This is a genomic window from Streptomyces sp. NPDC001530 (assembly GCF_042894545.1).
In the GTDB taxonomy this organism is placed as follows: Bacteria; Actinomycetota; Actinomycetes; order Streptomycetales; family Streptomycetaceae; genus Streptomyces.
This window is the reverse complement of sequence record NZ_JBIAVS010000008.1, coordinates 346,709-372,182: the sequence shown is the minus strand read 5'-3', so window position 1 is coordinate 372,182 and position 25,474 is coordinate 346,709. Positions and strand designations below refer to the sequence as shown.

The 25,474-nt window shown below is 71.7% G+C and carries 21 protein-coding genes; 6 read left to right on the top strand and 15 right to left on the bottom strand.

Annotation, left to right across the window (positions count from 1 at the left end; translation table 11 throughout):
- Positions 1-40 precede the first annotated feature (40 nt).
- The 8 genes from ACFY0T_RS18900 to ACFY0T_RS18865 all read right to left on the bottom strand — a co-directional run bounded on the left by ACFY0T_RS18900 (position 41) and on the right by ACFY0T_RS18865 (position 10,614).
- Complete coding sequence (locus tag ACFY0T_RS18900) at positions 41-1,375, bottom strand: glycoside hydrolase domain-containing protein (protein ID WP_388871319.1); 1,335 nt, start codon at positions 1,373-1,375, stop codon at positions 41-43.
- A 145-nt stretch (positions 1,376-1,520) separates the two neighbouring features.
- Positions 1,521-3,146 carry a thiamine pyrophosphate-binding protein gene (locus tag ACFY0T_RS18895; RefSeq protein ID WP_388871316.1) on the bottom strand — a complete coding sequence of 542 codons (1,626 nt, stop codon included), beginning with the start codon at positions 3,144-3,146 and terminating at the stop codon, positions 1,521-1,523.
- A 121-nt stretch (positions 3,147-3,267) separates the two neighbouring features.
- Positions 3,268-5,445 carry a 3-hydroxyacyl-CoA dehydrogenase NAD-binding domain-containing protein gene (locus tag ACFY0T_RS18890; RefSeq protein ID WP_388871313.1) on the bottom strand — a complete coding sequence of 726 codons (2,178 nt, stop codon included), beginning with the start codon at positions 5,443-5,445 and terminating at the stop codon, positions 3,268-3,270.
- 47 nt (positions 5,446-5,492) lie between these two features.
- Positions 5,493-6,707, bottom strand: coding sequence for an acetyl-CoA C-acetyltransferase (locus tag ACFY0T_RS18885; RefSeq protein WP_388871310.1), 1,215 nt, complete (start codon positions 6,705-6,707; stop codon positions 5,493-5,495).
- 36 nt (positions 6,708-6,743) lie between these two features.
- Positions 6,744-7,886 carry an acyl-CoA dehydrogenase family protein gene (locus ACFY0T_RS18880; RefSeq protein WP_388871308.1) on the bottom strand — a complete coding sequence of 381 codons (1,143 nt, stop codon included), beginning with the start codon at positions 7,884-7,886 and terminating at the stop codon, positions 6,744-6,746.
- A 15-nt stretch (positions 7,887-7,901) separates the two neighbouring features.
- Positions 7,902-8,915 carry an LLM class F420-dependent oxidoreductase gene (locus ACFY0T_RS18875; protein ID WP_388871305.1) on the bottom strand — a complete coding sequence of 338 codons (1,014 nt, stop codon included), beginning with the start codon at positions 8,913-8,915 and terminating at the stop codon, positions 7,902-7,904.
- A 3-nt stretch (positions 8,916-8,918) separates the two neighbouring features.
- A complete protein-coding gene (locus tag ACFY0T_RS18870) occupies positions 8,919-10,091 on the bottom strand; it encodes a CaiB/BaiF CoA transferase family protein (RefSeq protein WP_388871302.1) in 1,173 nt (390 codons plus the stop codon).
- Positions 10,092-10,233: 142 nt separating this feature from the next.
- Complete coding sequence (locus ACFY0T_RS18865) at positions 10,234-10,614, bottom strand: MmcQ/YjbR family DNA-binding protein (RefSeq protein WP_388871300.1); 381 nt, start codon at positions 10,612-10,614, stop codon at positions 10,234-10,236.
- Positions 10,615-10,752: 138 nt separating this feature from the next.
- On the opposite strand from ACFY0T_RS18865, the gene ACFY0T_RS18860 reads away from it, so the two are divergent.
- Complete coding sequence (locus ACFY0T_RS18860) at positions 10,753-11,925, top strand: saccharopine dehydrogenase family protein (protein ID WP_388871297.1); 1,173 nt, start codon at positions 10,753-10,755, stop codon at positions 11,923-11,925.
- Positions 11,926-11,935: 10 nt separating this feature from the next.
- On the opposite strand, the gene mmpA is transcribed toward ACFY0T_RS18860, so the two are convergent.
- On the bottom strand, positions 11,936-12,082 hold the full coding sequence (mmpA, locus tag ACFY0T_RS18855; RefSeq protein ID WP_388871294.1) for a morphogenic membrane protein MmpA: 147 nt from the start codon (positions 12,080-12,082) through the stop codon (positions 11,936-11,938).
- Between the two features lie 104 nt (positions 12,083-12,186).
- Positions 12,187-12,876 (bottom strand): endonuclease V, encoded by a 690-nt coding sequence (locus ACFY0T_RS18850; RefSeq protein WP_388871291.1) that lies wholly within the window; start codon positions 12,874-12,876, stop codon positions 12,187-12,189.
- Between the two features lie 61 nt (positions 12,877-12,937).
- On the opposite strand from ACFY0T_RS18850, the gene ACFY0T_RS18845 reads away from it, so the two are divergent.
- Complete coding sequence (locus ACFY0T_RS18845) at positions 12,938-13,234, top strand: YciI family protein (protein WP_388871545.1); 297 nt, start codon at positions 12,938-12,940, stop codon at positions 13,232-13,234.
- A gap of 35 nt (positions 13,235-13,269) precedes the next feature.
- Here ACFY0T_RS18845 and ACFY0T_RS18840 read toward each other — a convergent pair whose 3' ends face one another.
- Together ACFY0T_RS18840 and ACFY0T_RS18835 are read right to left on the bottom strand one after the other, a co-directional pair.
- Complete coding sequence (locus ACFY0T_RS18840; RefSeq protein ID WP_388871288.1) at positions 13,270-13,593, bottom strand: plasmid stabilization protein; 324 nt, start codon at positions 13,591-13,593, stop codon at positions 13,270-13,272.
- Between the two features lie 74 nt (positions 13,594-13,667).
- Entirely contained in the window at positions 13,668-14,753 is a 1,086-nt protein-coding gene (locus ACFY0T_RS18835) for a WD40/YVTN/BNR-like repeat-containing protein (RefSeq protein ID WP_388871286.1), read from the bottom strand.
- 303 nt (positions 14,754-15,056) lie between these two features.
- Here ACFY0T_RS18835 and ACFY0T_RS18830 point away from each other — a divergent pair, with 303 nt between their 5' ends.
- Positions 15,057-15,473 carry an SsgA family sporulation/cell division regulator gene (locus tag ACFY0T_RS18830; protein WP_388871283.1) on the top strand — a complete coding sequence of 139 codons (417 nt, stop codon included), beginning with the start codon at positions 15,057-15,059 and terminating at the stop codon, positions 15,471-15,473.
- Between the two features lie 15 nt (positions 15,474-15,488).
- Here the strand turns inward: ACFY0T_RS18830 and ACFY0T_RS18825 are convergent, their stop codons facing one another.
- Together ACFY0T_RS18825 and ACFY0T_RS18820 are read right to left on the bottom strand one after the other, a co-directional pair.
- Positions 15,489-16,358 carry an isocitrate lyase/phosphoenolpyruvate mutase family protein gene (locus tag ACFY0T_RS18825; protein WP_388871279.1) on the bottom strand — a complete coding sequence of 290 codons (870 nt, stop codon included), beginning with the start codon at positions 16,356-16,358 and terminating at the stop codon, positions 15,489-15,491.
- Between the two features lie 887 nt (positions 16,359-17,245).
- A complete protein-coding gene (locus tag ACFY0T_RS18820; RefSeq protein ID WP_388871276.1) occupies positions 17,246-17,971 on the bottom strand; it encodes a GPP34 family phosphoprotein in 726 nt (241 codons plus the stop codon).
- 298 nt (positions 17,972-18,269) lie between these two features.
- Here ACFY0T_RS18820 and ACFY0T_RS18815 point away from each other — a divergent pair, with 298 nt between their 5' ends.
- The 3 genes from ACFY0T_RS18815 to ACFY0T_RS18805 all read left to right on the top strand — a co-directional run bounded on the left by ACFY0T_RS18815 (position 18,270) and on the right by ACFY0T_RS18805 (position 22,010).
- Positions 18,270-19,904 (top strand): ABC-F family ATP-binding cassette domain-containing protein, encoded by a 1,635-nt coding sequence (locus tag ACFY0T_RS18815; RefSeq protein ID WP_388871274.1) that lies wholly within the window; start codon positions 18,270-18,272, stop codon positions 19,902-19,904.
- 127 nt (positions 19,905-20,031) lie between these two features.
- The gene (gene ddaH / locus ACFY0T_RS18810) at positions 20,032-20,808 is read left to right on the top strand and encodes a dimethylargininase (protein ID WP_388871271.1); all 777 of its coding nucleotides are present in this window, start codon (positions 20,032-20,034) and stop codon (positions 20,806-20,808) included.
- Between the two features lie 224 nt (positions 20,809-21,032).
- Positions 21,033-22,010: an acyl-ACP desaturase gene (locus ACFY0T_RS18805; RefSeq protein WP_388871268.1), complete on the top strand. Its 978-nt coding sequence runs from the start codon at positions 21,033-21,035 to the stop codon at positions 22,008-22,010.
- A 75-nt stretch (positions 22,011-22,085) separates the two neighbouring features.
- Here ACFY0T_RS18805 and ACFY0T_RS18800 read toward each other — a convergent pair whose 3' ends face one another.
- Positions 22,086-25,454 carry a hypothetical protein gene (locus ACFY0T_RS18800; protein WP_388871265.1) on the bottom strand — a complete coding sequence of 1,123 codons (3,369 nt, stop codon included), beginning with the start codon at positions 25,452-25,454 and terminating at the stop codon, positions 22,086-22,088.
- Positions 25,455-25,474: the final 20 nt, after the last annotated feature.

The following is a 25,474-nucleotide window of genomic DNA, read 5'->3' as shown; positions in this document are numbered from 1 at the left end:
TCCGGGAGGGGGTGACAAGGTGTGGGTCACCGCGAGTGGCTCAGCAACGCGGAACCGGCTTGCTGTATGACGTGTTGCTGGGTGTCGCCACGTAGTAGTCCGACACGTAGTGCCCGTTGTCCAGCCGGTCCCAGACCTTGGTCGTGCCGACTGTCGAACCGGCGCGCTGGCATGTGACCCACGCCAGCGCCCCGTTGGGGGAGGTACCGACGGCGGTGTACCCGCTGCCGGGGCCGCTGCGTTCGGTCAGGCCGCCCGTGGCGGTCACCTGGTAGGGGTAGGTGCAGCGGGGCAGGGGCGAGCTGTAGCCGGTGTTGGACGGCGTGCTGACGTAGTAGTCGGAGACGTAGCCGCCGTTGCTCAGCTTGTCCCACACGGTCGTGGTGCCGACCTTGGAGCCGGGCGCCTGGCAGATGACCGCGAGGGACGAGCCGGGGGCGTAGGTGGCGGCGACCGGGTAGCTCGTCGACGGCCCGGTCCGTGCGTTGAGCGCCGTCGCGCTCGTCACCTTGTAAGGGTAGGCGACCGTGGCCACCGGAGCGTCGAGCCGGTCGTTGTCGATGTTGACCGTGACACCGTCGTAGGTCTCGTCGTGGCCGCCACGGTACTGCTTGGCGCGCTGGTGGACGGCCCACTTGGAGTCGGCGATGCCGGTCCAGCCGGTGAGGGAGTCGACGCCGTCGTAGCGCGCGATCCACAGGGTGTCCGGACGGGCGTACGCCGTCGAGGTGTAGACGTCGGCGAGCTGCTTGGCGCCGAGGTTGAGGTTCATGTAGACGCCGGAGACGTAACCGACCCGGTGCAGTTCCTTGGTCCAGGCCGAGGCGTAGGTCAGTACGGCGGTACGGCACGTGCTGTCGGTCTGGGTGTAGTGCTCGATGTCGTTGTAGAGGGCGCTGCCGGGCAGCATGCCGAGGGACTTGGCCGCCGTGATCGCCTCCTGGGCGGCGGCGGTGCCCTGCGACTTGGCCGTCGCGGGGCTGGTGCTGATCTTGGCGTCGGTCGGGCGGGCTCCGCACGGCGGTTGCAAGCCCTTGTGGATGGGCAGCAGACGCCACTTCAACTGCGACACGGAGGCCACCCAGGAGGCGGTCAACTGCGGCTGGGCGCATGTGCGGTTGATGCCGGAGACGTACACGCCGAGGGCGCGGTACGGCGAGGCGTTCCAGGCCTGCACGGTGGACAGGGGCGGAGCGGTGCAGGCGTCGAAGGCACGTCCGGAGTACCGGGTGGCACTCGCACCCGCCGGATAGCCGACCGGCGTGGCCGGTTCGGCCGCGGCGACGGGGGCGAACACGAGGGCGGCGGCACCGCCCAGGACGCACGCGGACGAGGCGGCGAGAATTCTTCGCGGGGCTGAACGCGGGTACGGCATGATGACCCCCCGGGGCGGTGCGCTGCAGTTCTCTCAGGTTCACCGTCCGTCCTGGACACGTCCATACGCCGATCAGCCTGGTCCATGGACCGCCCCGCTCCCTCACGGCGGCCGGTGGGCCCGGGCGCCTCCCGGCCGCGGCCCGTCACGTCCGTAGCGGTACGTCGACCAGCAGCGGCCGCGTCAGCTTCCCTGCCCCCGCGACCAGTTCTCGCAGCTGATCCGCACTGTCCGCCCGTACCGCGTCCACCCCGAAGAAGCGTGCCACCTGCGTGAAGTCCAGCTGCCCCAGCTCGGTGCCGGGGCACACGCCGCGGCCGCCCCTCGCCTCGTACGTGTCCTGGAGCGTGCGGTAGACGCCGTTGCTCAACACCACGAACAGGACGGGCGCCGACTGCCGTGCCGCGCTCCACAGGCCCTGGATGCCGAACAGGGCGCAACCGTCGCCCAGGACGGCGACGACGGGCCGGCCGGGCTCGGCGAGCGAGCGGCCGACCGCGGCGCCGATGCCCCAGCCCAGGCCGCCGCCGACGGTGTGGGTGTAGCTGCCGGGGCGGTCGAGGCGGATGAGGCGACGGAGCAACAGGCCGACGGTGATGGCCTCTTCGACGACCACGGCGTCCGGCGGCAGGCCGCGCGCGACCGCGTGTGCGGCGGCCCAGGGGGCGAGCGGGGCCGGGGAGTAGGCGGCGCGGGCGGCGGACTCGGCGCGGTCGCGTTCGGCGGTGTGGCGCTCACCGGCGCGCAGGGTGCGGGACTTGGCGGTGCGGTCGGGGACGCGGTCGCGCAGGAGCTCGGCGAGGCGGTGCAGGGACGGGCCGAGCGCGCCGACGAGACCGGCGTCGGCGGGGAAGTTGCGGCCGATCTCGTCGGGGTCGGAGTCGAGATGGACGACCGTGAGGCCGGGCGGCAAGGCGGGTCCGGGGCTGTAGTGGTGGGGCGTGAAGGCGTGGGCCCCGGCGATCAGGACGGCGTCGTACGGGGCGAGGGCTGCGCGGATGGCGTCGTGGCGGGGCGGCAGCATCCCGGCGTACAGGGGGTGCGTGGTCGGGAAGTTCAGGCAGTCGGCCATCGGTTGGTGGTGGACGGTCGCGCCAAGGGCCTCGGCCGCCAGGACGAGCGCGCCCATCGCGTCCTCGCGGCCCACGCCGTCCCCGGCGACGATCGCGGGGCGGGCGGCGGCGCCGAGCAGGACGGCGGCCCGGTCGAGGCCGACGGCCGGTCCGGGTCGTGGCGGGGGTGTGCGGGCGGGCACCTCGACCTCCGTGTCCTCCGTGAGCAGATCCATGGGGAGGGAGAGGAACACCGGTCCGGCGGGCGGCCGTACGGCCTGGGCGAAGGCGCGGCGTAGGGCGAGCGGGAGGTCGTGGGCGTGCTGGACGTCGTACGTCGCCTTCACGGCGGGCGCCGCCAGGCCGACGAGGTCGCCGGAGAGCATCGGGTCCTGCTGGAGGTGGCGGCGGTCCTGCTGGCCAGCCGTGACGACGAGCGGGGTGCGGGAGCGGCGGGCGTTGAGCAGGCCGATCAGGCCGTTGGCGAGTCCGGCGGCGATGTGCAGGCTGACGAAGGCGGGGCGGCCGGTGCCGCGGGCGTAGCCGTCGGCCATGGCGACTACGGCGCCCTCGTGCACGCCGAGGACGTACTCGGGGACGTCGGCGGCGGACAGGGCCGCCAGGAACGGCAGTTCGGTGGTGCCGGGGTTGCCGAAGACGCGGTCCACGCCCTCGCCGCGCAGGATGGCCAGGACGGCGAGGGCGGGTCGGCATCCCATGGGGGCTCCTCGTGGGGACGGGGACCGTGCGACCGGGCGGCGTACTGCGCGACCGGTTCGCCGGTCAGCGTCCGGGTCCCGTCCCCGCGAGGGCAAGAGCGCCGTGTCGCTGAGCGGTACGTCAGCGCGCGTCGGTGAACGTCTCCCCCTGCTCCGCCTTCTCCACCAGCAGCGCGGGCGGCGTGAACCGCTCCCCGTAGCGCTCGGCGAGTTCACGCGCGCGTGCCACGAATCCGCGCAGTCCACCCTCGTATCCGTTGATGTACTGCAGCACGCCGCCCGTCCAGCCGGGGAAGCCGATCCCGAAGATGGACCCGATGTTGGCGTCGGCGACGGAGGTCAGCACGCCTTCCTCCAGGAGCCGGACGGTGTCCAGCGCCTCGGAGAGGAGCATGCGCTCCTGCATGTCCTTGAAGGGGATCTCGTAGCCCGGCTTGGTGAAGTGCTCGCGCAGCCCCGGCCACAGCTTCCCGCGCTTGCCGTCCTCGGCGTAGTCGTAGAAGCCCGCGCCGCCGCTGCGCCCGGTGCGGCCGAACTCGTCGACCATGCGGTCGATGACGGCCTCGGCCGGGTGCGTCTGCCAGGTGCCGCCCGCCTCCTCGACGGCCTGCTTCGACTCCTTGCGGATCTTGCGCGGCAGGGTGAGCGTCAGCTCGTCCATCAGCGACAGGACCTTGGCCGGGTAGCCGGCCTGGGCGGCGGCCTGCTCGATCGACGCGGGCTCGATGCCCTCGCCGACCATGGCGACGCCCTCGTTGATGAAGTGCCCGATGACGCGGGAGGTGAAGAAGCCGCGCGAGTCGTTGACGACGATCGGGGTCTTCTTGATCTGCCGTACGAGGTCGAAGGCGCGCGCCAGTGCCTCGTCGCCGGTCCGCTCGCCCTTGATGATCTCGACGAGCGGCATCTTGTCGACGGGCGAGAAGAAGTGCAGTCCGATGAAGTCGTTCTGCCGGTCGACGCCCTCGGCGAGGACCGTGATCGGCAGGGTCGAGGTGTTGGAGCAGAGCAGCGCGTCGGGCTCGACGACGTTCTGGATCTCCTGGAACACCTTGTGCTTGAGCGCCGTGTCCTCGAAGACGGCCTCGATCACGGCGTGGCAGCCGGCCAGGTCGTTCGGGTCGGCAGTGGGCGTGATGCGGGCGAGGAGGGCGTCGGCCTGGTCCTGGCTGGAACGTCCCCGGGAGACGGCCTTGGCGCAGAGCTTCTCGGAGTAGCTCTTGCCCTTGGCCGCCGCCTCCGCCGAGACGTCCTTGAGGACGACGTCGATGCCCGCGCGGGCGCACGAGTAGGCGATGCCCGCGCCCATCATCCCGGCGCCGAGGACGGCCACCTTGCGGACCTGGCGCGGCTCGATGCCCTGGGGCCGGTTGGCCCCGGAGTTGACCGCCTGGAGATCGAAGAAGAACGCCTGGATCATGTTCTTCGAGGTCTGCCCGGTGACCAGCTCGGTGAAGTAGCGCGCCTCGATGATCAGCGCGGTCTCGAAGTCGACCTGCGAGCCCTCGACGGCCGCCGCGAGGATGTTGCGCGGGGCCGGGTAGGGGGCGCCGTTCAGCTGCTTCTTCAGGTTGGCCGGGAAGGCGGGCAGGTTGGCGGCGAACTTCGGGTTCGACGGCGTACCGCCCGGGATCTTGTAGCCCGGCTTGTCCCAGGGCTGCTGGGACTCGGGGTTGGCGTCGATGAAGGCGCGTGCCTTGGCGAGCATCTCCTCGGGCGTGGCGGCCAGGTCGTGGACCAGGCCGTTCTCCAGGGCGCGCCGCGGCGAGTACTGGGTGCCTTGGAGCAGCACCTTCAGCAGGGCGTCCGCGATGCCCATGAGGCGGACGGTGCGGGTGACGCCGCCGCCGGCGGGCAGCAGGCCGAGGGTGACCTCGGGCAGGCCGATCTTGGAGCCGGGCGCGTCGAGGGCGATGCGGTGGTGGGAGGCGAGGGCGATCTCGTAACCGCCGCCGAGCGCGGCGCCGTTGATGGCGGCGACGACCGGCTTGCCCAGGGTCTCGATGCGGCGCAGGCAGGACTTGATGTCCGTCCCGAGGTCGAAGGCCTGCTGGGCGTCCTCCGGGCCGGCCTTGATCATGTCCTTGAGGTCGCCGCCCGCGAAGAAGGTCTTCTTGGCGGAGGTGTAGATGATGCCGCGGATGGAGTCCTTCTCGGCCTCGGCGCGGTCGGCGATCGCCGCGATGGAGTCCTTGAAGGCCTGGTTCATGGTGTTGGCCGACTGGTTGGGGTCGTCGAGGATGAGGGTGACGACGCCGGTCTCGTCCTGTTCCCAGCGGATGGTGGTGCTCTCGGTCATGGGGAGGGTCTCCGGTCTCCGTTGAAGTCTGTCGGTCCGCTGGGGAGTTACAGGCGCTCGATGATGGTGGCGATGCCCATGCCGCCGCCCACGCACAGCGTGGCGAGGCCGTAGCGCTTGTCCTGGCGCTCCAGTTCGTCGACGAGGGTGCCGAGGATCATCGCGCCGGTCGCGCCGAGCGGGTGGCCCAGCGCGATCGCGCCGCCGTTGACGTTGATCTTGTCCAGGGACAGGCCCATGTCCTTCGCGAACCGCAGCACGACCGCGGCGAAGGCCTCGTTGATCTCGACGAGGTCGATGTCGTCGATGGTCAGTCCGGCCTTGGCGAGCGCCTTGCGGCTCGCGGGCGCGGGCCCGGTCAGCATGATGGTGGGCTCGGAGCCGGAGACGGCCGCGGAGACGATCCGCGCGCGCGGGGTGAGGCCGTAGCGCTCGCCGACCTCCTTGGAGCCGATGGCGACGAGGGAGGCGCCGTCGACGATGCCGGAGGAGTTGCCCGCGTGGTGGACGTGGTCGATCTCCTCGACCCAGTGGTACTTCTGCAGCGCCACGGCGTCGAATCCGCCCAGCTCGCCGATGTCGGCGAACGACGGCTTCAGCTTGCCGAGCGAGTCGGCGGTGGTGCCGGGGCGCAGGTGCTCGTCGTGGTCGAGGATGACGAGACCGCTGCGGTCCGTCACGGGGACGACGGACTTCTCGAAGCGCCCGTCCTTCCAGGCGGCGGCAGCGCGCTCCTGGGAGAGAGCCGCGTACTCGTCGACGTCCCGGCGCGAGAAGCCCTCAAGGGTGGCGATGAGGTCGGCGCCGATGCCCTGCGGCACGAAGTTGGTGGCCATGTTGGTCATCGGGTCGGCGAACCAGGCGCCGCCGTCCGAGGCCATCGGCACCCGGGACATCGACTCGACGCCGCCGGCGAGTACCAGGTCCTCCCAGCCCGAGCGGACCTTCATCGCCGCCATGTTGACCGCTTCCAGGCCCGAGGCACAGAAGCGGTTCTCCTGGACGCCGGCCACCGTGTCGGGCAGTCCGGCGGCGATCGCGGCGATCCGGGCGATGTCGGAGCCCTGGTCGCCGACGGGGCCCACGACGCCGAGCACGATGTCGTCGATCGCGGCCGGGTCGAGCCCCGGGAAGCGGCGCTGGACCTCGTGGATGAGCCCGACGACCAGGTCGATGGGCTTGGTGCCGTGCAGGGCGCCGTTCGCCTTGCCGCGGCCGCGCGGGGTGCGGATCGCGTCGTACACGTACGCTTCGGTGCTCACTGATCAAGCCTTTCAAGGGGGCTGAGGGCAAGAGGGTTAGCCGAGCAGGGAACGGCCGATGATCTCCTTCATGATCTCGGTGGTCCCGCCGTAGATGGTCTGGATACGTCCGTCGGTGAAGGCCCTGGCGACGCGGTACTCGGTCATGTAGCCGTAGCCTCCGTGCAGTTGCAGACAACGGTCAGCTACCCGCTTCTGCAGCTCGGTGGCCCACCACTTGGCCATGGAGGCGTGTACTGCGTCGAGTTCGCCGTTCGCGTGATCGACGATGCAGCGGTCGAGGAACGTGCGGGTGACGGCGCACTCGGTGGCCATCTCGGCTATCTCGAAGCGGATGTGCTGGAGCTTGGCGAGCGGCCGCCCGAACGCCTCGCGCTCCTTGACGTACTCGGTGGTGATCTCCAGCAGATACTCGGCGGCGGCGATCCCGGCGACGGCGATCCCCATGCGTTCCTGCGCGAGGTTCGTCATCAGATGCACGAAGGCGCCGTTCAGCTCGCCGAGCAGGTTCTCCTTGGGGACGCGTACGTCGTTGAAGAACAGCTCGGCCGTGTCCTGGGACTTCTGGCCGATCTTGTCGAGGTTGCGGCCGCGCTCGAAGCCCTCCATGCCGCGCTCGACGACCAGCAGGGAGAGCCCGTGTGCACCGCCTTCGGGAGTCGTCTTCGCCACGACGATCACCAGGTCGGCCAGGATGCCGTTGGAGATGAAGGTCTTGGAGCCGTTGAGCAGCCAGTGGTCGTCCTTGTCCTCGGCATGCGTCTTGATGCCCTGGAGGTCGGATCCGGCGCCGGGCTCGGTCATGGCGATCGCCGTGATCAGCGAACCGTCGCAGAATCCGGGCAGCCAGCGCCGCTTCTGCTCCTCGGTGGCCAGGTCCGTCAGATACGGCCCGATGATGTCGTTGTGCAGCCCGAGGGCGAGCCCGGCGGCTCCCGCGCGCGTGAACTCCTCGGAGAGTACGGCGCTGTAGCGGAAGTCGGCGTTGCCGCCGCCTCCGTACTCCTCGGGCGCGGCGAGCCCGAGCAGCCCCTGCTTGCCTGCCGCCCGCCAGGCGTCGCGCGAGACGATGCCGTCCTTCTCCCACTGCTCGTAGTGGGGCAGCACCTCCTTGGCGAGGAAGGTGCGCACGGTCTCGCGGAACGCGTCGTGCTCGGCGGTGAAGATCTGCCGCTTCATGCGGGAAACGCCCTCCTAGAGCCAGCCCTTGACGGTTTCGATCAGCCGGGCCGGTTCCGGGCCGACGGGAATGACGTTGAGCATCGTCACGCCGGCCTCGCGGAAGGCCTCGACGCGCTCGCGGACGTAACTCTCGGGCCCGCACAGCGACATGAGCTCGCAGAACTCGTCCGGCACGGCGGCCTCGGCCTCCTTCTTCCTCCCGGAGAGGTACAGCTCCTGGATGAGCCGTGCCTCCTTCTCGTAGCCGTACGCCACCGCGAGGTCGTTGTAGAAGTTCTTGCCGGGCGCGCCCATGCCTCCTACGTAGAGGGCGATTTTGGGCCGTGCGAGGTCGCGTACGGCAGCCGCGTCCTCGCCGATGGCGAGCAGTCCGCCCGCGACGGTCCGCAACGGGCCGAGGGCCGGGTCCCGGCGTGCGGCGCCCTCCGCGAGCGCGGTGCCCCACACCTGGTGGGCCTTCTCCGGGATGAACAGGGTGGGCAGCCAGCCGTCGGCGACTTCGGCGGTCATCCGGACGTTGGCGGGGCCCAGCGAGGCGACGTACAGCGGTACTTCGGGGCGTAGCGGTTTGGTGAGGATCTTCAGGGGCTTGCCCAGGCCGCCGGGGCGGGGCATGTCGGTGATGCCGTGGTGGTCGATGACCTCGCGGCGCAGGATGCGGCGGGTCAGCTCGATGGCTTCGCGGGTCCGGCCGAGCGGCTTGTCGTACGCCTTCCCGTGCCAGCCCTCGACGACCTGCGGGCCGGAGGCGCCCAGGCCGATGATGGCGCGGCCGCCTGAGATCGCGTCGAGCCCGGCGGCCGTCTGGGCGATGAGGGCGGGGGTGCGCGAGTAGACGTTGAGGATCGCGGCGCCGATCTTCATGCGTGCGGTGCGGGCGGCCAGATAGCCCATGATCGTGGGCGAGTCGAAGCCGTAGGCCTCGGCGACCCAGACGGCGTCCAGACCCGCGGACTCCAGTGCGGCGACCTCGTCGGCGGCCTGCCGGGGGTCGCCCGCGTAGTCGAGCGGGAGGGAGAGCTCCATCAGTCAGTCTCCAGCCTTCATCGGGTGGCCGTCGTTCATCGGGTCGTGGTCCTTCATCAGGTGGGGCACGCCCCAGTCGCGGGCCACGTCGGCCGTGTCGGCTCCCGGCTGGGCGGGACCGCTGCGGACGGCGGTGTGGGAGACGGAGAAGCGGGGCGCGGGGGCCGGCTGGGTGATGCCCCCGTGGTCGACGAAGGTGCCGCGGGCGGCGAGATGCGGGTGGGCTGGCGCCTCACGCAGTGACAGAACCGGTGCCACACACGCGTCGGAGCCCTCGAAGACCGCCGTCCACTCGTCTCTGGTACGGGTCTTGAAGCGGGCGGCGACCGTCTCACGCAGCTCGCCCCAGCGGGCCAGGTCCTTGTGGGCCGAGGCCAACTCCTCGATGCCGAGCAGGTCCACGAACTCGTCGTAGAACTGCTGCTCCAGGGCGCCCACCGCCATGTACTGGCCGTCGGCCGTCTCGTACGTCCCGTAGTAGGGGCAGCCGCCGTCCAGGAGGTTGGCGCCGCGCCGGTCCTGCCAGCCGCCGGCGGCGAGCATGCCGTGGATCATCGCGGCGAGGTGCGCGGCGCCGTCGACGATGGCCGCGTCCACGACCTGTCCGGCGCCGGTCGCGCGGGCGTGGTGGAGCGCGGCGAGGACGCCGACGACGAGGTAGAGCGAGCCGCCCGCGTAGTCGCCGACGAGGTTCGCGGGGACCGTGGGCGGCTCGTCCGGACCACCGATCATGCCGAGGGTGCCGGTGAGCGCGATGTACGCGATGTCGTGTCCGGCGCGCCGGGCGAGCGGACCCTCCTGGCCCCAGCCGGTCATCCGCCCGTAGACGAGCTTCGGATTGCGGGCGTGGCAGGCCTCGGGTCCGACGCCGAGGCGCTCGGCGACGCCGGGGCGGTAGCCCTCGATGAGGATGTCGGCGCGTTCGGCCAGGTCGAGGACGCGGTCCGGGCCGTCCGCGCTCTTCAGGTCGATGATCACGGAGCGCTTGTTGCGGTTGGTGACGTCGTACTCCGGGTTGATCGCGAGCCCCGCGCCGCCGGGCCGGTCCACCCGGACGACGTCCGCGCCGAGGTCGGCGAGGAGCATCGCCGCGAACGGGCCGGGGCCGATGCCCGCCAGCTCGACGACGCGCAGCCCGGCGAGCGGGCCGTGCCCGGGCGTCCCTGCCACTGCCATCAAGCCCCCAGCACTGTGACACTACTGATGTGACATCAGCGATGTTAAGAACGTGTTCCACATCGGGCAAGCCCTTGACGAGCAAGCGCTTAGTTAAATTCCCGGGTGCAGATCGTGAGAAAGAGGGACAAAACGGGGCGTGTCAGCGCTCGTCCAGCTCCGCGATCAGCTTCTTCGGCGCGATCACGCGGTAGCTCTCCTCGACCCAGTCGCACAGCAGCTCCGCGGCCGGAGCGCCCCGCTCCTCCAGGGGTATGCGCACCCAGCCGGAGCTGCCGAGGCCGTATCCGGCGGGCTCGGCGCCGGGCGAGGCGAGGGCGTGGGCGTGCGCGGCCTCGTCCTTGAGCTTGAGGGTGACGCCCAGCGGATAGCGGCCGTCGTCGACGCCGAGGAAGACGAACACCTTCTTGTTCACCTTCGCGACGGTCTCGCCCCAGGGGAACTCCTCCGCGGCGCCGGGCAGGCCGAGGGCGAACTCGCGTACCTTCTCCCACTTTTTCAGGGCGTTCTTCGGCACGGCCACGACTACCTCCGACCTCTTCGTCCGACCTCATCGTTCGGCTGCTCGTACCTCACGCTAGCCTCAGCCACCGACAACGGCGCTTCGCGCACGGCAGTGGGGGAACCGCCCGCTCGAGCGCAGCCGAGAGTGGGGAGTGTCATGAGCAGGCCAAATGGGACGGATCGCACGTACGACATCGTGCTTTTCGGGGCCACGGGGTTCGTCGGAGAGCTCACCGCGGAGTACCTCGCCGCGCACGCGCCCGAGGGGCTGCGGTGGGCGATCGCGGGGCGGAGCGCCGAGAAACTGGAGCGGCTGCGGGAGCGGCTGGCCGGCACCCCCGGTGTACTTCAGGCCGACGTGGCCGATCCTGAGTCGCTGCGCGAACTCGCCCGGCACGCGCGCGTGGTGGCCACGACGGTGGGGCCGTACCTCACCTACGGCGAGGAACTGGTCGCCGCCTGCGCGGACGCCGGGACGGACTACGTGGACCTCACCGGTGAGCCCGAGTTCGTGGACCTGATGTACGTCCGCCACGACGCCCGCGCGCGGGAGACGGGGGCGCGGCTCGTGCACGCGTGCGGCTTCGACTCGATTCCGCACGACCTGGGCGCGTACTTCACGGTGCGGCAGCTTCCCGAGGGTGTGCCGCTCGCGGTCGACGGATTCGTCCGCTCCCAGGCGATGTTCTCGGGCGGCACCTTCGCCTCGGCGCTCAACCAGTTCTCGCGCGGTCGGCACATGCTCGCCGCCGCGCAGGACCGCAAGCGGCACGAGCCGCGGCTGATGGGACGGCGGGCACAGGCGCCGCTGAGCGCTCCGCGGTTCGCCAAGGAGGTCGGGGCGTGGGCGCTGCCGCTGCCCACGATCGACGCCCAGGTGGTGCAGCGGTCCGCGCGGGCGCTGGAGCGGTACGGGCCTGACTTCCGCTACCGCCACTACGCGGCCGTCGAGCGGCTGCCGTTCGCCCTGGGCGGGGTCGCGGCGGTGGGCGCGGTCTTCGCGGCGGCTCAACTGCCACCCGCGCGCCGCTGGTTGTCCGACCGGATCAAGCCCGGGGACGGGCCGAGCGTTGCGCGGCGCGCGAAGAGCTGGTTCTCGGTGCGGTTTGTGGGCGAGGGCGGCGGGCGGCGCGTCTTCACCGAGGTCGCGGGCGGCGATCCCGGCTACGACGAGACCGCCAAGATGCTCGCGGAGTCCGCGCTGTCCCTCGCCCTCGACGACCTGCCGAAGACGTCCGGGCAGGTCACGACGGCGGTGGCTATGGGCGACGCGCTGATCGAACGCCTCCGCGCGGCGGGGATCACGTTCCGGGTGGCGGCAACCCGGTGACCACGGCCCGTCAGGACGACCAGCCCGTCACCGTGTAGATCATCCCGCCGATCCAGGCGAGTCCGGCGATCACGGCGAGGACCAGTGCGGCCATCACGGCGCGTTCGACGGGCTGGGCGGGGTGGGCGGCGGGCTTCGGGGCACGGTGCGTCGTCATGGGGCACAGCCTGCCGATCATGGGGGTGCCGCCACATCCGTACAGGTACTCAGAACACGTACTCAGAAGACGTGCCCAGTCGGCGCATCAACAGGCCGGGCCCCTCAGGCAGTTGCTTCCCGCAGGGCCCGCCTGCACAGGGAGTCCGCGCGGCGGGTCGACTCCGGGAGGCGGTACTTCGGGGTGAGGGTGAGCGTGTGCGCGCACGCGTTGGCGAGGCTCACGCGGTGGCCGACGGACACGAACACCGGCTTGATGCCGTCCTGTGTGCGCAGCGCGCGGCCGACTTCCTCGGCGCCGGCCTGGAGGGGGGACGCGCTGCCGCGCCGGGCGCCGGGCTCGTCGTACGAGAAGGTGAAGGGGTTCTTGGCCACGCCGATCGTGGGGAGCCCGGTGAGGACGCCGAGGTGGCTGGCGAGGCCGAAGCGGCGCGGGTGGGCCAGGCCGTAGCCGTCGCAGACGACGAGGCCGGGGGCGCAGGGCAGGGCGTCGAGCGCGGCCAGGACGGTCGGGATCTCGCGGAAGGCGAGCAGCCCCGGAACGTAGGGGAAGGAGACCTGGCCGACGGCGGTGGCCTCGGCGACGACGTCGAGAGTCGCCGCGTCGAGCACGACGGCCGCGGCCACGACGACGTCCCGCTCGTCGTCGTAGGCGACGTCGACCCCCGTCACCCGTCCGGTGCCGGGCGGCGGCCCCGGCTCGTCGAGCACCACGCGCTCCCGCAACTCGTCCTGCACGGCACGGGCTTGCTCTTCGGTGGCGGGCCAGCCCGCGGGAATCCTTACCTTCGTCATGGTGGGAACGAGCCTAGAGGGCCACGGAACGGGCCGGTCGGACAGGGGTAGGCTCATGATCATGTTCGTACTGGAGCTGACCTACACCGCACCGCTGGAGGCGGTCGACGCCGCTTTGGAAGCTCATGTCGCGTGGCTCGACGAGCAGTACGCGGCGGGGGTGTTTCTGGCGTCCGGGCCCAAGAACCCGCGCGACGGCGGGGTGATCCTTGCCGTCGCGGAGGACCGGGCGCGGATCGAGGAGATCACCGCGGGCGACCCGTTCGTCAGGGCGGGCGTGTGCGCGTACCGCGTCGTCGAGTTCGTGGCGACCAAGACGGCACCCGCCCTGGAGCGGTACCGGGAGACGCCGGGCTGAGCCCGGCCTCTCCGGTTCACTTGCCGAGGGCGCGTTCACTTGCCGAGGGCGCGCTTCAGCTCGCTCTTGTTCATGTCCGAGCGGCCGTGGATGTTGCGCCGCTTGGCCTCCTCGTACAACTGGTCGTAGGTGGGCCCCTCGGAACCCGTGTGCGAGCGCTGACCGCCGCGCTTGCCGGACGACATGTCCTCGACGGACGTACGGCTGGCGGTCTTCGACTCACCGGCCCGGGCGCGCTCCTTGTTCACCGTGCGCGCGGCGATCTCCTCGGCGCGCTGCTGGCTCTCCCCCCGGTCGAGTGCGCTCTCCTTGATTTTCTCGTACTGGCGTTCCCGCTTGGGGCTCGAACCGCGTGGCATGGCTGATCCCTTCCTCTCGCGGTGACGGCCTTGCGCGACACGAGTACCCCGTATCGGGGCCGACACCGCACGGGTCATTGCTCCAGGCGGGCCACCCGTCCCTTCTCGCCGGAGGCCCAGCAGCCCAGGTCGGGGGTGCAGTCGACGGTGTCGTACGAGCCGGTGTCCAGGGTGCGCCAGGTGCGGCCGCCGTCCGTCGTCAGGTCGGTGCCGGTGGGGCCGACCGCGAGCGCGGCGGTGCGGCTGTGCGGAAGCCAGGTGACGCCGGAGCGGTAGGCGGGCGGCGGCTGGGCGGCGGGTGTCCAGGTGCGGCCGCCGTCGGGGGTGAGCGCCGCGGCCTGGGGTGAGGCCTGGTCGGCGCGGTAGTCGCCGCCGACCGCGAGGCCGTGGGTGCGGTCGCGGAAGGCGACGGCGAAGACACCGCGCGCCGGGTCGCCGGCCGGGATCGGCGTGTCGGAGGCCGTCCAGGTCACTCCGCGGTCCGCGGAGTGCAGCACGCGCGCGCGTGCGCCCCCGCCGGTGGCCAGCCACACATCACGCGGCCCCGAGCTGACCAGGCACTGCCCGCTGGCGGCGAAGCCCGCTTCGCCGTCCTGTGCCGCGGGCATCCCGGCGCTGGGCAGCACCTCCCAGGAACGGCCGCCGTCACTAGTCGACAGGATGCGGAACTTACCGTCCACCGGGTCGCTCATGGCCAGTCCGTGTCGCCGGTCGAAGAAGGTGAGGCAGTCGTAGAAGGCCTTCGGGTCGGTGTTGCGGAAGGACTCCGTCCAGCTCGCGCCGCCGTCGTCCGTGCGGAAGACACGCGAGGCCTCGCCCTCCCCGATGGCCAGGACCACGGCGCGCCGCGCGTCGAACGCCTCGACGTCGCGGAACTCCAGGTCCGCGGCGCCGGGCGGTGAGACGTTCCGCCAGTGCGCGCCACCGTCGGTGGTGCGCAGCACGGTGCCCTTGGATCCGGCCACCCAGGCCGTGTCCCGGCTGACGGCCGCGAGGCCGCGGAACCGTACGTCCGTGCCGCTGTCCTTGAGCTCCCAGTGCGGCGCCTTCGCCGCCTCGTGCGCCTGCGCGGGTACCGTCAGCGCGGCGGCGAGCGCGGCCGCGCACAGTCCCACGATGACCATCCGACTCGTACGTCTCGTCTTCCCCAAGCCCCTCATGGCGGGCGAAGCTAGCCCATTCCCCCGGTGCCGTCCAGATGGCGTCCTCCGGGAACCTCGGGGGCTCGACTGAGTGTCCTCTCGGATGTCCGGAGAGCAGGGGACACGAAATGGATCACCACCTGGATCCCGTGGATCAGCGCGTGGATCACAACCTGGATCCCCGTGGATCACCACAGTGAATGAAATCGGTGACAGAGGTCACTCGGGTTTCAGGTGCACGCAGTGGCTCATTTCTTCGTCTCTTCAATTGACCGGCCTCACCGCCCGGAGTTCGTCCAGCCGTCACAAGGGAGCAAGGCGTTGTCCACCGTCATCGAGCAGCCCGTAGAGGCCCGACTCGTCGCCGCCGCGCCGCGGATGCCGAGCATTCCCGCAACGCTCCACTACGACCAGAGCGACCCCTTCGCGGTCCGTATGACCTTCCCCGCCCCGGCCACGCTGGAGGGCGTGGACGTCTGCTGGACGTTCGCGCGCGAGCTCCTCACGTCCGGGTTGGAGGAGTCGGTGGGCTGTGGCGACGTCCGGGTGCGGCCGTACGGCTACGACCGCACCGTTCTGGAGTTCCACGCACCCGAGGGCACCGCGGTGGTGCATGTGCGCTCGGGCGAGGTGCGGCGCTTCCTGCAGCGCACGACCGAGCTGGTGCCCGTGGGCCTGGAGCACCTCCAGGTGGACCTGGACCACGATCTGGCGGAGCTCATGCGGGGTACGTGCTGAGCGGCGCCGACCCCCTCAGCCGCTTCTGCCCATCAGGGTGTTGAGTTCGGCGTAGCCGAGCCCGTCGGTCAGCGAGTCGTAGGTCCCCGCGTCCAGCAGCTCCCGCGCGGCACGGCGGACCACGGCGTGTGCGGCTTGCGCGATGCCCGAACCCGCGCTGATCCGGGCCACCCCGAGCGCGGCCAGCTCGGTGACGGACGGCGCGCCGGGGCCCACCAGTACGTTCAGCGGGCCCTCGATGCCCTCGGCGAGTGTCTTGACGGTCACCGGATCGCCGGCTCCGGGGACGAAGACACCGTCGGCTCCGGCGGCGAGGAAGGCGGCCGCCCGCTCCAGGGTCTCCTCGATCTTGCCCGCGCCGCGCAGATAGGTGTCGATGCGGGCGTTGATGTACAGCGGCACGCCGGCGGCGTCGGCGGCCGCGCGGGCTGCCGCGATGCGTTCGGCCTGCTCGGCGACCGGGCGCAGCGGGGCGCCGCCGTCGAGCGCGTCCTCGTCGTAGAGCGCGTCCTCGATGTTCACGCCCACGGCACCCGCCGCGAGCACGGCGCGGATCGTGTCCGCGACGCCGTCGGCGTCCTGCGCGTAACCGCTCTCGATGTCCGCGCTCACCGGAACCCGCACCACGCCGGCGATCCGCCCTACCGCACCGAGAGCCCCGTCCCTGTCGAGCCGGTCCCCGTCCGCCGCGCCCAGCACCCACGCGAGCCCCGCGCTGGTCGTCGCCACCGCGCCCGCGCCCGCCTCCTCAACAATCCGGGCACTCACCGCGTCCCACACATTCGGCAGCACGAGCGGACGACCGGGCACATGCAGCCCACGAAAGGCAAGGGCGGTTTCGCGCAGCGAACTCGAGCTCACGGGAAGAGGATGCGGATTCGTCATGGAGACGAGCCAAGCAGGGGGCGGAGCTGGGAGCTGGCAGAAAAACGACGTATACGTGGGCGTAGGGCGACTGGGGGTCAGGCTGCGCGGGGAGCGGAGGGGGACTGGGGGTCAGGCCGCGCTGGGGCGGCGGGCACGCGCGCGTGCGGACGGTGCGGGCACGAGCCCGCGCGGCGGCGGTGGCCCGCGCACCAGGATCCCGGGCAGGAGTGCGCTTCGCAGGGGCGGTGGTGGCAGTGGCGGTGGCGCACGAGGGAGCGCGGGGACGCGCGGTAGCGAAGACTCGACGGCGGGGCGCGTGGGCACGGGCCTGCGGGCGCGTCAGCACAAGTGCCGGAGCGCAGACGCGAGTACGTGCGGTGTCAGTGGCTCGTGGGCCGAAAGTACGGCACCACGGGACCTCACCGTCACGCCGACACCCATACCGGAGCACAGGCGCCGGCACCCGTGGCAGCGGTCGCCCGCGAGCCAGAAACTCGGCCACCACCAACGCCCACCACCGCGCCAACACCCGCGCCGAGCCGGAGGCAACCAGCCCACGCGGCAGCGGCGCCCCCGCGAGCCGCCCCCGCGAGCGCGAGCACCCTCGGTTCGCGTCAGCGCACGCGCAGCGGTCGCCCTCGAGCCAGAAACACGGCCACCACCAACGCCCACCACCGCGCCAACACCCGCGCCGAGCCGAAGGCAACCAGCCCACGCGGCAGCGGCGCCCCCGCGAGCCGCCCCCGCGAGCGCGAGCACCCTCAGTCGCGTCCGCACATGCGCCGGAGCACACGCACGCCGAGCCACGGCGTGGCACGGCCCGGCACACCACGGCCCGGCCCGGCGCTGCCGGGGCCGGCACAGCCATGCCACGCCGGCGTCGCACGCGTACACATGCCGCTCCCTCAACCCCCCGCAGACGCCCCCGAGCCTGCCCCCGACTCCGATCCGGATCCCGATCCCGATCCCGATCCCGACGCGGTCGTCGTCACCGTCGCGATCACTGCCGTGCGCACCTCCTGGATGACCTTCTTCAGGGCCGGAGCCGCCGCGCCGCTGCGTTCGGTCAGGTCTTCGATGCGGTTCTTGTGGAGTTTGCGGTCCTTGGCCGGTACGAGGGTGCGGAGTTCGGCCGCGGCGGCGAGGGCGACGAGGGCCGCGTCGCGGTCGGAGACCTCGGCGACGGGCAGCGGGCCCTCCAGCACTTGCTGGGCCTCCGCGCGCAGCGCGTCCACGGCGGGCAGCCGCTCCAGCTCGTACTCCACGGAGGGAAAGAGGCCGAGGACCCGCTTCTTCTCGGCCCGGAGGTATCCCTCGGCCGCGAGCTGCGCGCGTACGGCGTCCAGGGTGACGCGCGCCCGCAGCGTCACCCATGCCTTCCACTTCCGGGGCCGGGACTCCGCGACGAGTTCCAGGAGCCCGTCGAGGACGAGATCCCCGGTGCGGGAGTCGGCGTCGACAGGGGTGACGATGCCGTTCTCGTCGATGAGCAGTCCGCGCTGCGCCAGCTCGGTGAGGGCGCCGGCGCGCACCAGGTGGTGGAGGTGGGTCGCGCCGGTGACCTTGAGCTTCGTGGTGTCCCAGGCCAGGAGATAGAGCCGGGCGGGCAACGAGAGCGAACCGTTCGGCACGTGATCTCCTTCGCGTCGTCGGGGCCACGTTAATCCTTTGACAGCCTCCGGGGCCGCTCCTACGGTGTGTGGCGGTCCTGTTGCCGTCGATAGGAGAAGGACGTTGCTCGTCTGAGGTCTGAGACACCGCGTCACACACAGCCGCTTCTGCCTGGCTTCGTGTGCGCAGCGTGCGACCTCGGCGTACGAGCCGTCCTCCGGTGCGGGGCCTTCTTGCTGCCCTCCGAACTGGATCGTCGTCACCTCGCGGTGTCCCGAACGCGTACCCCTGACCGCATCCAGCAACCGCGAGGCCCTCATGTCTACCTTCCCCACCTCCATCACCTGTACCTCCCTCTCCTTCGCCTGGCCCGACGGCACCGCCGTCTTCGATGACCTCCAGGTCGCCTTCGGCCCCGGCAGGACCGGGCTCGTCGGCGTCAACGGATCAGGAAAATCAACTCTGTTGAAGCTGATCGCCCAAGAGCTCACCCCGGCCGACGGCACGGTCCGGGTCGCCGGCGAGGTCGGTTATCTGCCGCAGAACGTCACGCTCGACACCGGTCTGCGGGTCGACGAGGCGCTCGGCATCGCCGCCACCCGCGCCGCGCTGCACGCCATCGAGGCGGGTGACGTGGCCGAGGAGCACTTCGACGTCGTCGGCGACGAGTGGGACGTCGAGGAGCGGGCCCGCGCGACGCTCGGCGAACTCGGGCTCGGACACATCGAGTTGGACCGCACCATCGGCGAGGTGTCGGGCGGCGAGTCGGTGTTGCTGCGGCTGGCCGCGCTGCTGCTGCGCCGACCCGACGTACTGCTGCTGGACGAACCCACCAACAACCTCGACCTGTACGCGCGGCGACGGCTGTACGCGGCCGTCGAGGCCTGGTCCGGAGTCATGGTCGTGGTCAGCCACGACCGCGAACTCCTCGACCTGGTCGACCAGATCGCCGATCTGCGCTCCGGAGAGGTCACCTGGTACGGCGGCAACTTCTCCGCCTACCAGGAGGTGCTCGCCGGCGAACAGGAGGCGGCGGAGCGCATGGTGCGCGTCGCCGAGGCCGACCTGAAGAAGCAGAAGCGCGAACTGGTCGACGCCCAGGTCAAGTTGGCTCGCCGCAAGCGCTACGGCCAGAAGATGTTCGAGCAGAAGCGCGAGCCGAAGATCGTCATGGGTGCGCGCAAGCGGGCGGCCCAGGAGTCCGCGGGCAAGCACCGCATCATGCACGAGGAGAAGCTCGCCGAGGCGAAGGAGCGACTCGACGACGCGGTGGAGGCCGTACGGGACGACGACGAGATCCGCGTCGACCTGCCGTACACGGCCGTGCCGCCGGGCCGCACCGTACTCACGCTCGAGAACCTGGAGTTGCGGTACGGCGCGCGCGTGTACGGCGTGTTCGATCTGCGCGGGCCGGAACGGATCGCGTTGATCGGGCGCAACGGCGCGGGCAAGACGACGCTGCTGCGCACGATCAGCGGGGAGTTGGACGCGGTGTCCGGCGAGGCGCGGGCCCATGTGCCGCTGCGCTTCCTGCCGCAGCGGCTCGACGTCCTGGACGAGGAGCTGACCGTCGCCGAGAACGTGGCCCGGTACGCGCCGACCGCCACGAAGAACCGGATCCGGGCGCGCCTGGCCCGCTTCTTGTTCAAGGGGGCGAAGGCCGACCAGCGCGCGGCGACGCTCTCCGGCGGCGAGCGCTTCCGGGCGGCGCTCGCGGCGCTGATGCTGGCCGAGCCCGCGCCGCAGCTCCTCATGCTCGACGAACCGACGAACAACCTGGACATGGCGAGCGTCCGCCAGCTCACGACGGCCCTGGAGTCGTACGAGGGCGCCCTGATCGTCGCCAGCCACGACCTGCCGTTCCTGGAGTCCATCGGCATCACGCGCTGGCTGATCCTGGAAGGAGGAGAACTGAAAGAAATCGCTCCGGAAACTGTCGGGTATCCCGCCTAGTGCCGCGCACGGCGGCCACCTACCGTCGGGTACAGGTGTTGCCCGACGTCAGGCAGGGGGCTTTTGTGCGCGCGAGCCGCGCTGCATGATGTGCGCCGACACCCCCTGCCGATTCGGAGATCCACCCGTGCCCAGCCAGAAAGCCCTCATCCGCCGGCCCAGTCCCCGTCTCGCCGAGGGGCTCGTGACGCACATCGAGCGGGCGAAGGTGGACGTCGACGTGGCGGTCGAGCAGTGGGAGGCGTACGCGGAGGCACTGCGCACGCACGGCTGGGAGACCGTCGAGGTGGAGCCGGCCGACGACTGCCCGGACTCGGTGTTCGTCGAGGACACGGTGGTCGTCTTCCGCAATGTCGCCCTGATTTCCCGCCCCGGCGCCGAGTCCCGGCGCGGCGAGACCGCCGGGGTCGAGGAAGCCGTGGCCCGTCTGGGCTGCTCGGTGAACTGGATCTGGGAGCCGGGCACCCTCGACGGCGGTGACATCCTCAAGGTCGGCGACACGGTGTACGTGGGCCGCGGCGGGCGCACCAACGCGGCCGGGGTCCAGCAGCTGCGCGCCGCCTTCGAACCCCTCGGGGCGCGGGTCGTCGCCGTGCCCGTGAGCAAGGTGCTGCATCTGAAGTCGGCGGTCACCGCGCTGCCCGACGGCACGGTCATCGGGCACGAACCGCTGGTGGACACGCCGTCGCTGTTCCCGCGCTTCCTGCCGGTGCCGGAGGAGTCCGGGGCACACGTCGTGCTCCTTGGCGGCGGAAAGCTCCTGATGGCCGCGAGCGCTCCGAAGACGGCGGAGCTGCTCGCGGACTTGGGCCACGAACCGGTCCTCGTGGACATCAGCGAGTTCGAGAAACTCGAAGGCTGTGTGACATGCCTCTCGGTCCGGCTCCGGGAGTTGTACGTCTGATCGGGTGATCGCGGCGGACGTTCGGCCCTGGGACCTGGGGATCCCCGGCGCTCCCGGGCGTGCGCCCCGGGGGCCCGCGATCTCCGTTCGGGACCCCCGCTGATCAGCGGGTCTTTACAGCGAACTTAACCTACGGTTTCGTAACCTACGGAAACGTAGCCTACGATGCCGTAGGTTGCGTCCCCGCTCGTCTGTACACGTCCCCGTCCCTCCCTGGAGCACCAGTGACGATCACTTCTCCCCACCTCGGCAGCCCGTCCGCCGCCTGGACCGACGCTCGACTGCTGTACGCGCTGGAAGAAGTCGTCGAGACGGAACTCAACCGCCATCTGAAGGTGGCCAAGGACTGGATGCCGCACGAGTACGTGCCGTTCAGCGACGCCCGTAACTTCCCCGGCTTGTTCGAGGACGGCGAGGCCTGGGACAAGGAGCAGTCCAAGGTCACCGAGATCGGCCGGATCGCGCTGGTCGTCAACCTCCTCACCGAGGACAACCTCCCCAGCTACCACCACGAGATCGCCACGCTCTTCGGCCGTGACGGCGCCTGGGGCACCTGGGTGCACCGCTGGACCGCCGAGGAGGGCCGGCACGGCATCGTGATGCGCGACTACCTGCTCGCCTCCCGCGCCGTCGACCCCGACAAGCTCGAGGCGTTCCGCATGGCGCACATGAGCGAGGGCTTCGAGTCGGACAACCGCCACTCGATGCTGCACTCCGTCGCGTACGTCGCCTTCCAGGAGCTGGCGACCCGTATCTCGCACCGCAACACCGGTCACCAGTCGGGCGACCCGGTCTGCGACCGCATGCTGGCGCGCATCGCGACCGACGAGAACCTGCACATGGTCTTCTACCGCAACCTGCTGAAGGCCGCGTTCGAGCTGGCCCCCGACCTGACCATGCAGGCCGTGCGCGACGTCGTCGTCAACTTCCGGATGCCCGGTCACGGCATGCCCGGCTTCGAGCGCGCCGCCGCGCAGATGGCCATCGGCGAGGTCTACAACATGCGCATCCACCACGACGACGTGCTCCAGCCGGTTCTGCGTCACCTCAAGGTGCTGGAGATGGACGGCCTCGGCCCCGAGGGCCTGCAGGCCCAGGAGGAGCTCGGCCTCTTCATGGGCGGCCTGGACGCGGAGGCCTCCAAGTTCGACGAGAAGCTCGCCGCCCGCAAGGCGCGCATGGCGGCACGAGCCGCTGGCTGACGCCCGCCGCTCCCGGTCACCTCACTTCCGGACCCGTCACCTCCGGGGCCCGTCACGGGCCCTGTCCGGGTCACCTCACTCGTACGCCGTCATCTGGTCCAGCGCCGCGTCCCGCACGTCGGCCACCGGGTGGCGGCGCAGTGCTCTCAACTGCTCCCGCCAGGGCGCGGCCCAGCCCGTACGGCTGCCGATCGCCGCGGTGACGGCCGCCGCGAGCAGCCCCTCGCCGTGCCCGCCGTGCGCGCTCAGCCGCCGTACCGCGTCGAGTAGCGCCTCGGGATCCCCCTCGTGCGCCTGCCGCCGCAGCCGCTCCCCGAGCTCCCCGGCCGTCCGGGCGGCCAGCGCCGGGCGGCCCTCGGTCAGGGCGGCCAACCGCTCCAGCCGCATCGGCTCCTCGTCCAGGTCCAGGTGGAATGCCGTGATCGCGGCGGCCTGCGGTGCGAAGGCGTCGTACCCGGCAAGCAGTTCACCGGCGGCGAGGGCCGCGGGACGGATGGGGCCCGGGGCGGTCCTGGCCTGCTGGGCGAGGCGCGCGACCAGGTAGTCGACGCGCTGACGGGCGGGCCGATCGCGCCGCTCGTCGGCGTCGGGGCAACCGTCATCGTCCGCCGTGGCGGTGGTCTCCGCCTCGGCCAGCGTCCGCAGCGCCTGCTCAAGGCCCGGGCCGCCCTGCGGCGAGCCCGCCGCCACGGTCACCAGACCGCCCGCCGCGGCGCGCCAGCTCGTACGTTCCGTCAGATCCGTGGTGGCGTCGGCGAGGACCGTCGCGGCCTGCGGGGACCAGGGCGCCCAGCGGGCCAGGGCCTCGAAGGCGAGGGTGGCGGTCTCCGGGTCGTCGGTGGAGGCGACGTCGCGTACCAGGTGGGCGTACCGCTCGCGGTGGGGCTCCGGCAGGTCCAGCGGGCGCACCCGCAGGACCGCGGTGCGCAGCACCGGTTCGGCGCACGCGGCGTCGCGCAGCAGATCCCAGACGGGTTCCTCGGCGAGCAGGCCGCCCGCGAAGGCCACGCAGGCGGCGCGGACGTCGAGATGAGCGCCCGGCGCCGCGTACGCCTCGGTCAGCAGCGCCGCCGCCCGCGGCATCGGCAGCCGTACGGCGGCGAGTCGGGCGGCCTCCTTGCGGCTGGTCACCTTGGCGCGGGACGCGAACAGCACCGCGCGCAGCTGCTCGGCGAGGCGTGACGGCGCCGCGTACCGGGACGCCCCCGTGGCCGCGTACACGGCGACCCGCGCCCGCTCGCCGCCCGCGTGGGCCAGCAGCTCGGGCAGCGCGTCGGCGGGCAGGTCGGTGCGGGCGAGCGCGGCGAGGGCCGCCTCGGCGAGCACCACCTCCGGGGAGTCCGTCCAGCGACGTACCAGATCGGCACCGATGCCCGGGACGAGCGCACTCTGCGCGAGGGCCGCCGCCCGCTCGTACAGCGGCAGGCCGGCGTCCTCGGTCTGCGCCGCCAACTGCCGGGCCACCGCGCGCCGTTGGCGTGGCACCCAGCGTCGTACGTCACGGTCGACCGGTACGGTCCAGGGCGTGCCCTTGGTCAGAAAGCGCCCGTACGGCGGGGCCTCGGCGAGCAGCGGGTCGAGCAGATCGGTGCGGCGCCGGGTAACGGTCTGGAGGACGGGCCACAGCGCCGCCGCGGACGGTTCGAAGGCGAGGACGCGTGCCGCCCGCTCGTCCCGCGTCGCGGGTGGCTCAAGCCAGAGCTCGACCGCGGAGCGCACGGTCGCGTCATTGCCGTATCGGATGGCCTGCCACAGGAGTTCCTGCAGCTCGGGCATGCCGGCCGCGCGGCGCCCCACCGCTCGGGCGAGCGCGAAGGCGAGGCTGTAGTCGGCCTTCTCGGCGCCCGCCTCGATCCAGGGGCGCAGGGCCTCGTACACCTGGTGCTCCTGGCCGCGGCGCAGCCTCGCGTCGAGCCGGCCGAGGTCGGCGCCTCCGGTGTTGCCGGAGATCCGGACCAGGGTGCGCAGCGCCCAGTTCACCAACTCCCGTCGCCCGCCCGCCGCGTGCTCGCGCAGGACGGAGAGGGCGAGCCGGCTGAGGTGCTCTCTGGTGCCGGGCGAGGAGTCGGGGGCCTCGACCGCGTCGACGGCGATCCGGTCGAGGTGCGGCTCGGCCTCCTCGGTGAACAGCGCGGGCCGGACCCCGGACAGGGTGTACAGCGCGGTCGAACGCACCGGGTCCTGTTCGTTGCGCAACCGCCCCATCTCCTCCAGTGCGGAGGTGACGGCCGCACAGTCGCCGGAGCGGGCGGCGTTGCGGATGAGCAACGGCCAGGCCTCGGCGCGGTCTTCGGCGGCCGGGCGGCGGGTGGCCTCGACGAGCCGCTCGCGCACTTCGGCCACGGGCAGGAAGGACTCGGCGAGCAGCAGGGAGTTCCACAGGGCGCCGCGTTCGCGCGCGACGGCGGCCATCCGCCGGGCCTCCTCGGCGACACAACTGCGCGGCAGCACTTCGAGGATGACCGCGTCGATGGTGACGTGTCCGGCTCCGCGGTCTTCCTGTGCGGCCCGGTAGAAGGCAGGGCGTCGCGCAGGCGGTAGTGCCTTCACGAGCGGCGCGAGATCGCCCCACTCGGCCAAGGCCCTGCCGAACACGGTGAGTTCGGGCGCGCCTGAGCGGGCCAGCCTGCGCAGCACTGCCGGGCCGAGGGCCCGTCTGCGGCGCGCGGCGAATCCGGCGGGCGTGAGCAGCAGCCTGAGCAGCCGGCTCGCGTCGGCCGCCGCGAACTCTCCGAAGCGATCACGCAGTTGGTACGGAAGGGTGACGGGTCCGAAGCGTTCGATCAGGTCGAGCACACGCAGGGGCTCCGCTCCGACCGTGGCGGCCACGCCGGGCGCGTACCGGGCCCACCAGGTGGCGCGCAGGGCCTCGGGCAGCTCCGTCAACTCCCGTTCGGCGACGTCGAGAAGGGTGCAGGGGTGCCGCTTGGCAAGGGCCTTCCATCCGGTGACGGCGTGGAAGAGCTCGGGAAGCAGCCTGCCGACCGTCTCCGCCGTGCACCCGGGCAGCAGCCGCGCCGCTTCCGCGTCGCCCCAGTCCCGCCGCAGCCCGTCCACCAGCCGGTCGGCGACCGCCGTGCGCCGTCCCACGACGATCGCACGCACCAGCTCTCTACGGACCGTCTCCGGGGCGTCGTCGAGCGCCGACTCGTAGGCGGAGTCGGGGACTTGGAGGCTCGCGGCGACGCGCAGGGCGTGTCCGCGCACGAAGGTGTCCGGATCGGCGATGTGGTCCGCGATCCACTCGGCGTCCCGGCCGACCGACGCCGCGACGACGGCGATCCCCCGCTCGTACGGTCCGCGGGCCTCCAGCTCCTCCAGCACCGGCCGCAGTGGGGCCATCTCCCCCACCCGCAGGGCGAGTTCGCGCATGCGCTGCGGGTACGGAAGCGGATCGAGGACGTTCAGCAGGCTGTCGGCGTCCTGCTGCGGGGTGCGGGCCATGCGGGCATTGTGCCTGCTGG

Excerpts from the sequence above, each read along its gene's own strand:
- ACFY0T_RS18900 (WP_388871319.1), bottom strand. The coding sequence starts at position 1,375 with ATGCCGTACCCGCGTTCAGCCCCGCGAAGAATTCTCGCCGCCTCGTCC.
- ACFY0T_RS18895 (WP_388871316.1), bottom strand. The coding sequence starts at position 3,146 with ATGGGATGCCGACCCGCCCTCGCCGTCCTGGCCATCCTGCGCGGCGAG.
- ACFY0T_RS18890 (WP_388871313.1), bottom strand. The coding sequence starts at position 5,445 with ATGACCGAGAGCACCACCATCCGCTGGGAACAGGACGAGACCGGCGTC.
- ACFY0T_RS18880 (WP_388871308.1), bottom strand. The coding sequence starts at position 7,886 with ATGAAGCGGCAGATCTTCACCGCCGAGCACGACGCGTTCCGCGAGACC.
- ACFY0T_RS18875 (WP_388871305.1), bottom strand. The coding sequence starts at position 8,915 with ATGGAGCTCTCCCTCCCGCTCGACTACGCGGGCGACCCCCGGCAGGCC.
- ACFY0T_RS18870 (WP_388871302.1), bottom strand. The coding sequence starts at position 10,091 with ATGGCAGTGGCAGGGACGCCCGGGCACGGCCCGCTCGCCGGGCTGCGC.
- ACFY0T_RS18860 (WP_388871297.1), top strand. The coding sequence starts at position 10,753 with ATGAGCAGGCCAAATGGGACGGATCGCACGTACGACATCGTGCTTTTC.
- mmpA (WP_388871294.1), bottom strand. The coding sequence starts at position 12,082 with ATGACGACGCACCGTGCCCCGAAGCCCGCCGCCCACCCCGCCCAGCCC.
- ACFY0T_RS18850 (WP_388871291.1), bottom strand. The coding sequence starts at position 12,876 with ATGACGAAGGTAAGGATTCCCGCGGGCTGGCCCGCCACCGAAGAGCAA.
- ACFY0T_RS18845 (WP_388871545.1), top strand. The coding sequence starts at position 12,938 with ATGTTCGTACTGGAGCTGACCTACACCGCACCGCTGGAGGCGGTCGAC.
- ACFY0T_RS18840 (WP_388871288.1), bottom strand. The coding sequence starts at position 13,593 with ATGCCACGCGGTTCGAGCCCCAAGCGGGAACGCCAGTACGAGAAAATC.
- ACFY0T_RS18835 (WP_388871286.1), bottom strand. The coding sequence starts at position 14,753 with ATGAGGGGCTTGGGGAAGACGAGACGTACGAGTCGGATGGTCATCGTG.
- ACFY0T_RS18825 (WP_388871279.1), bottom strand. The coding sequence starts at position 16,358 with ATGACGAATCCGCATCCTCTTCCCGTGAGCTCGAGTTCGCTGCGCGAA.
- ACFY0T_RS18815 (WP_388871274.1), top strand. The coding sequence starts at position 18,270 with ATGTCTACCTTCCCCACCTCCATCACCTGTACCTCCCTCTCCTTCGCC.
- ACFY0T_RS18800 (WP_388871265.1), bottom strand. The coding sequence starts at position 25,454 with ATGGCCCGCACCCCGCAGCAGGACGCCGACAGCCTGCTGAACGTCCTC.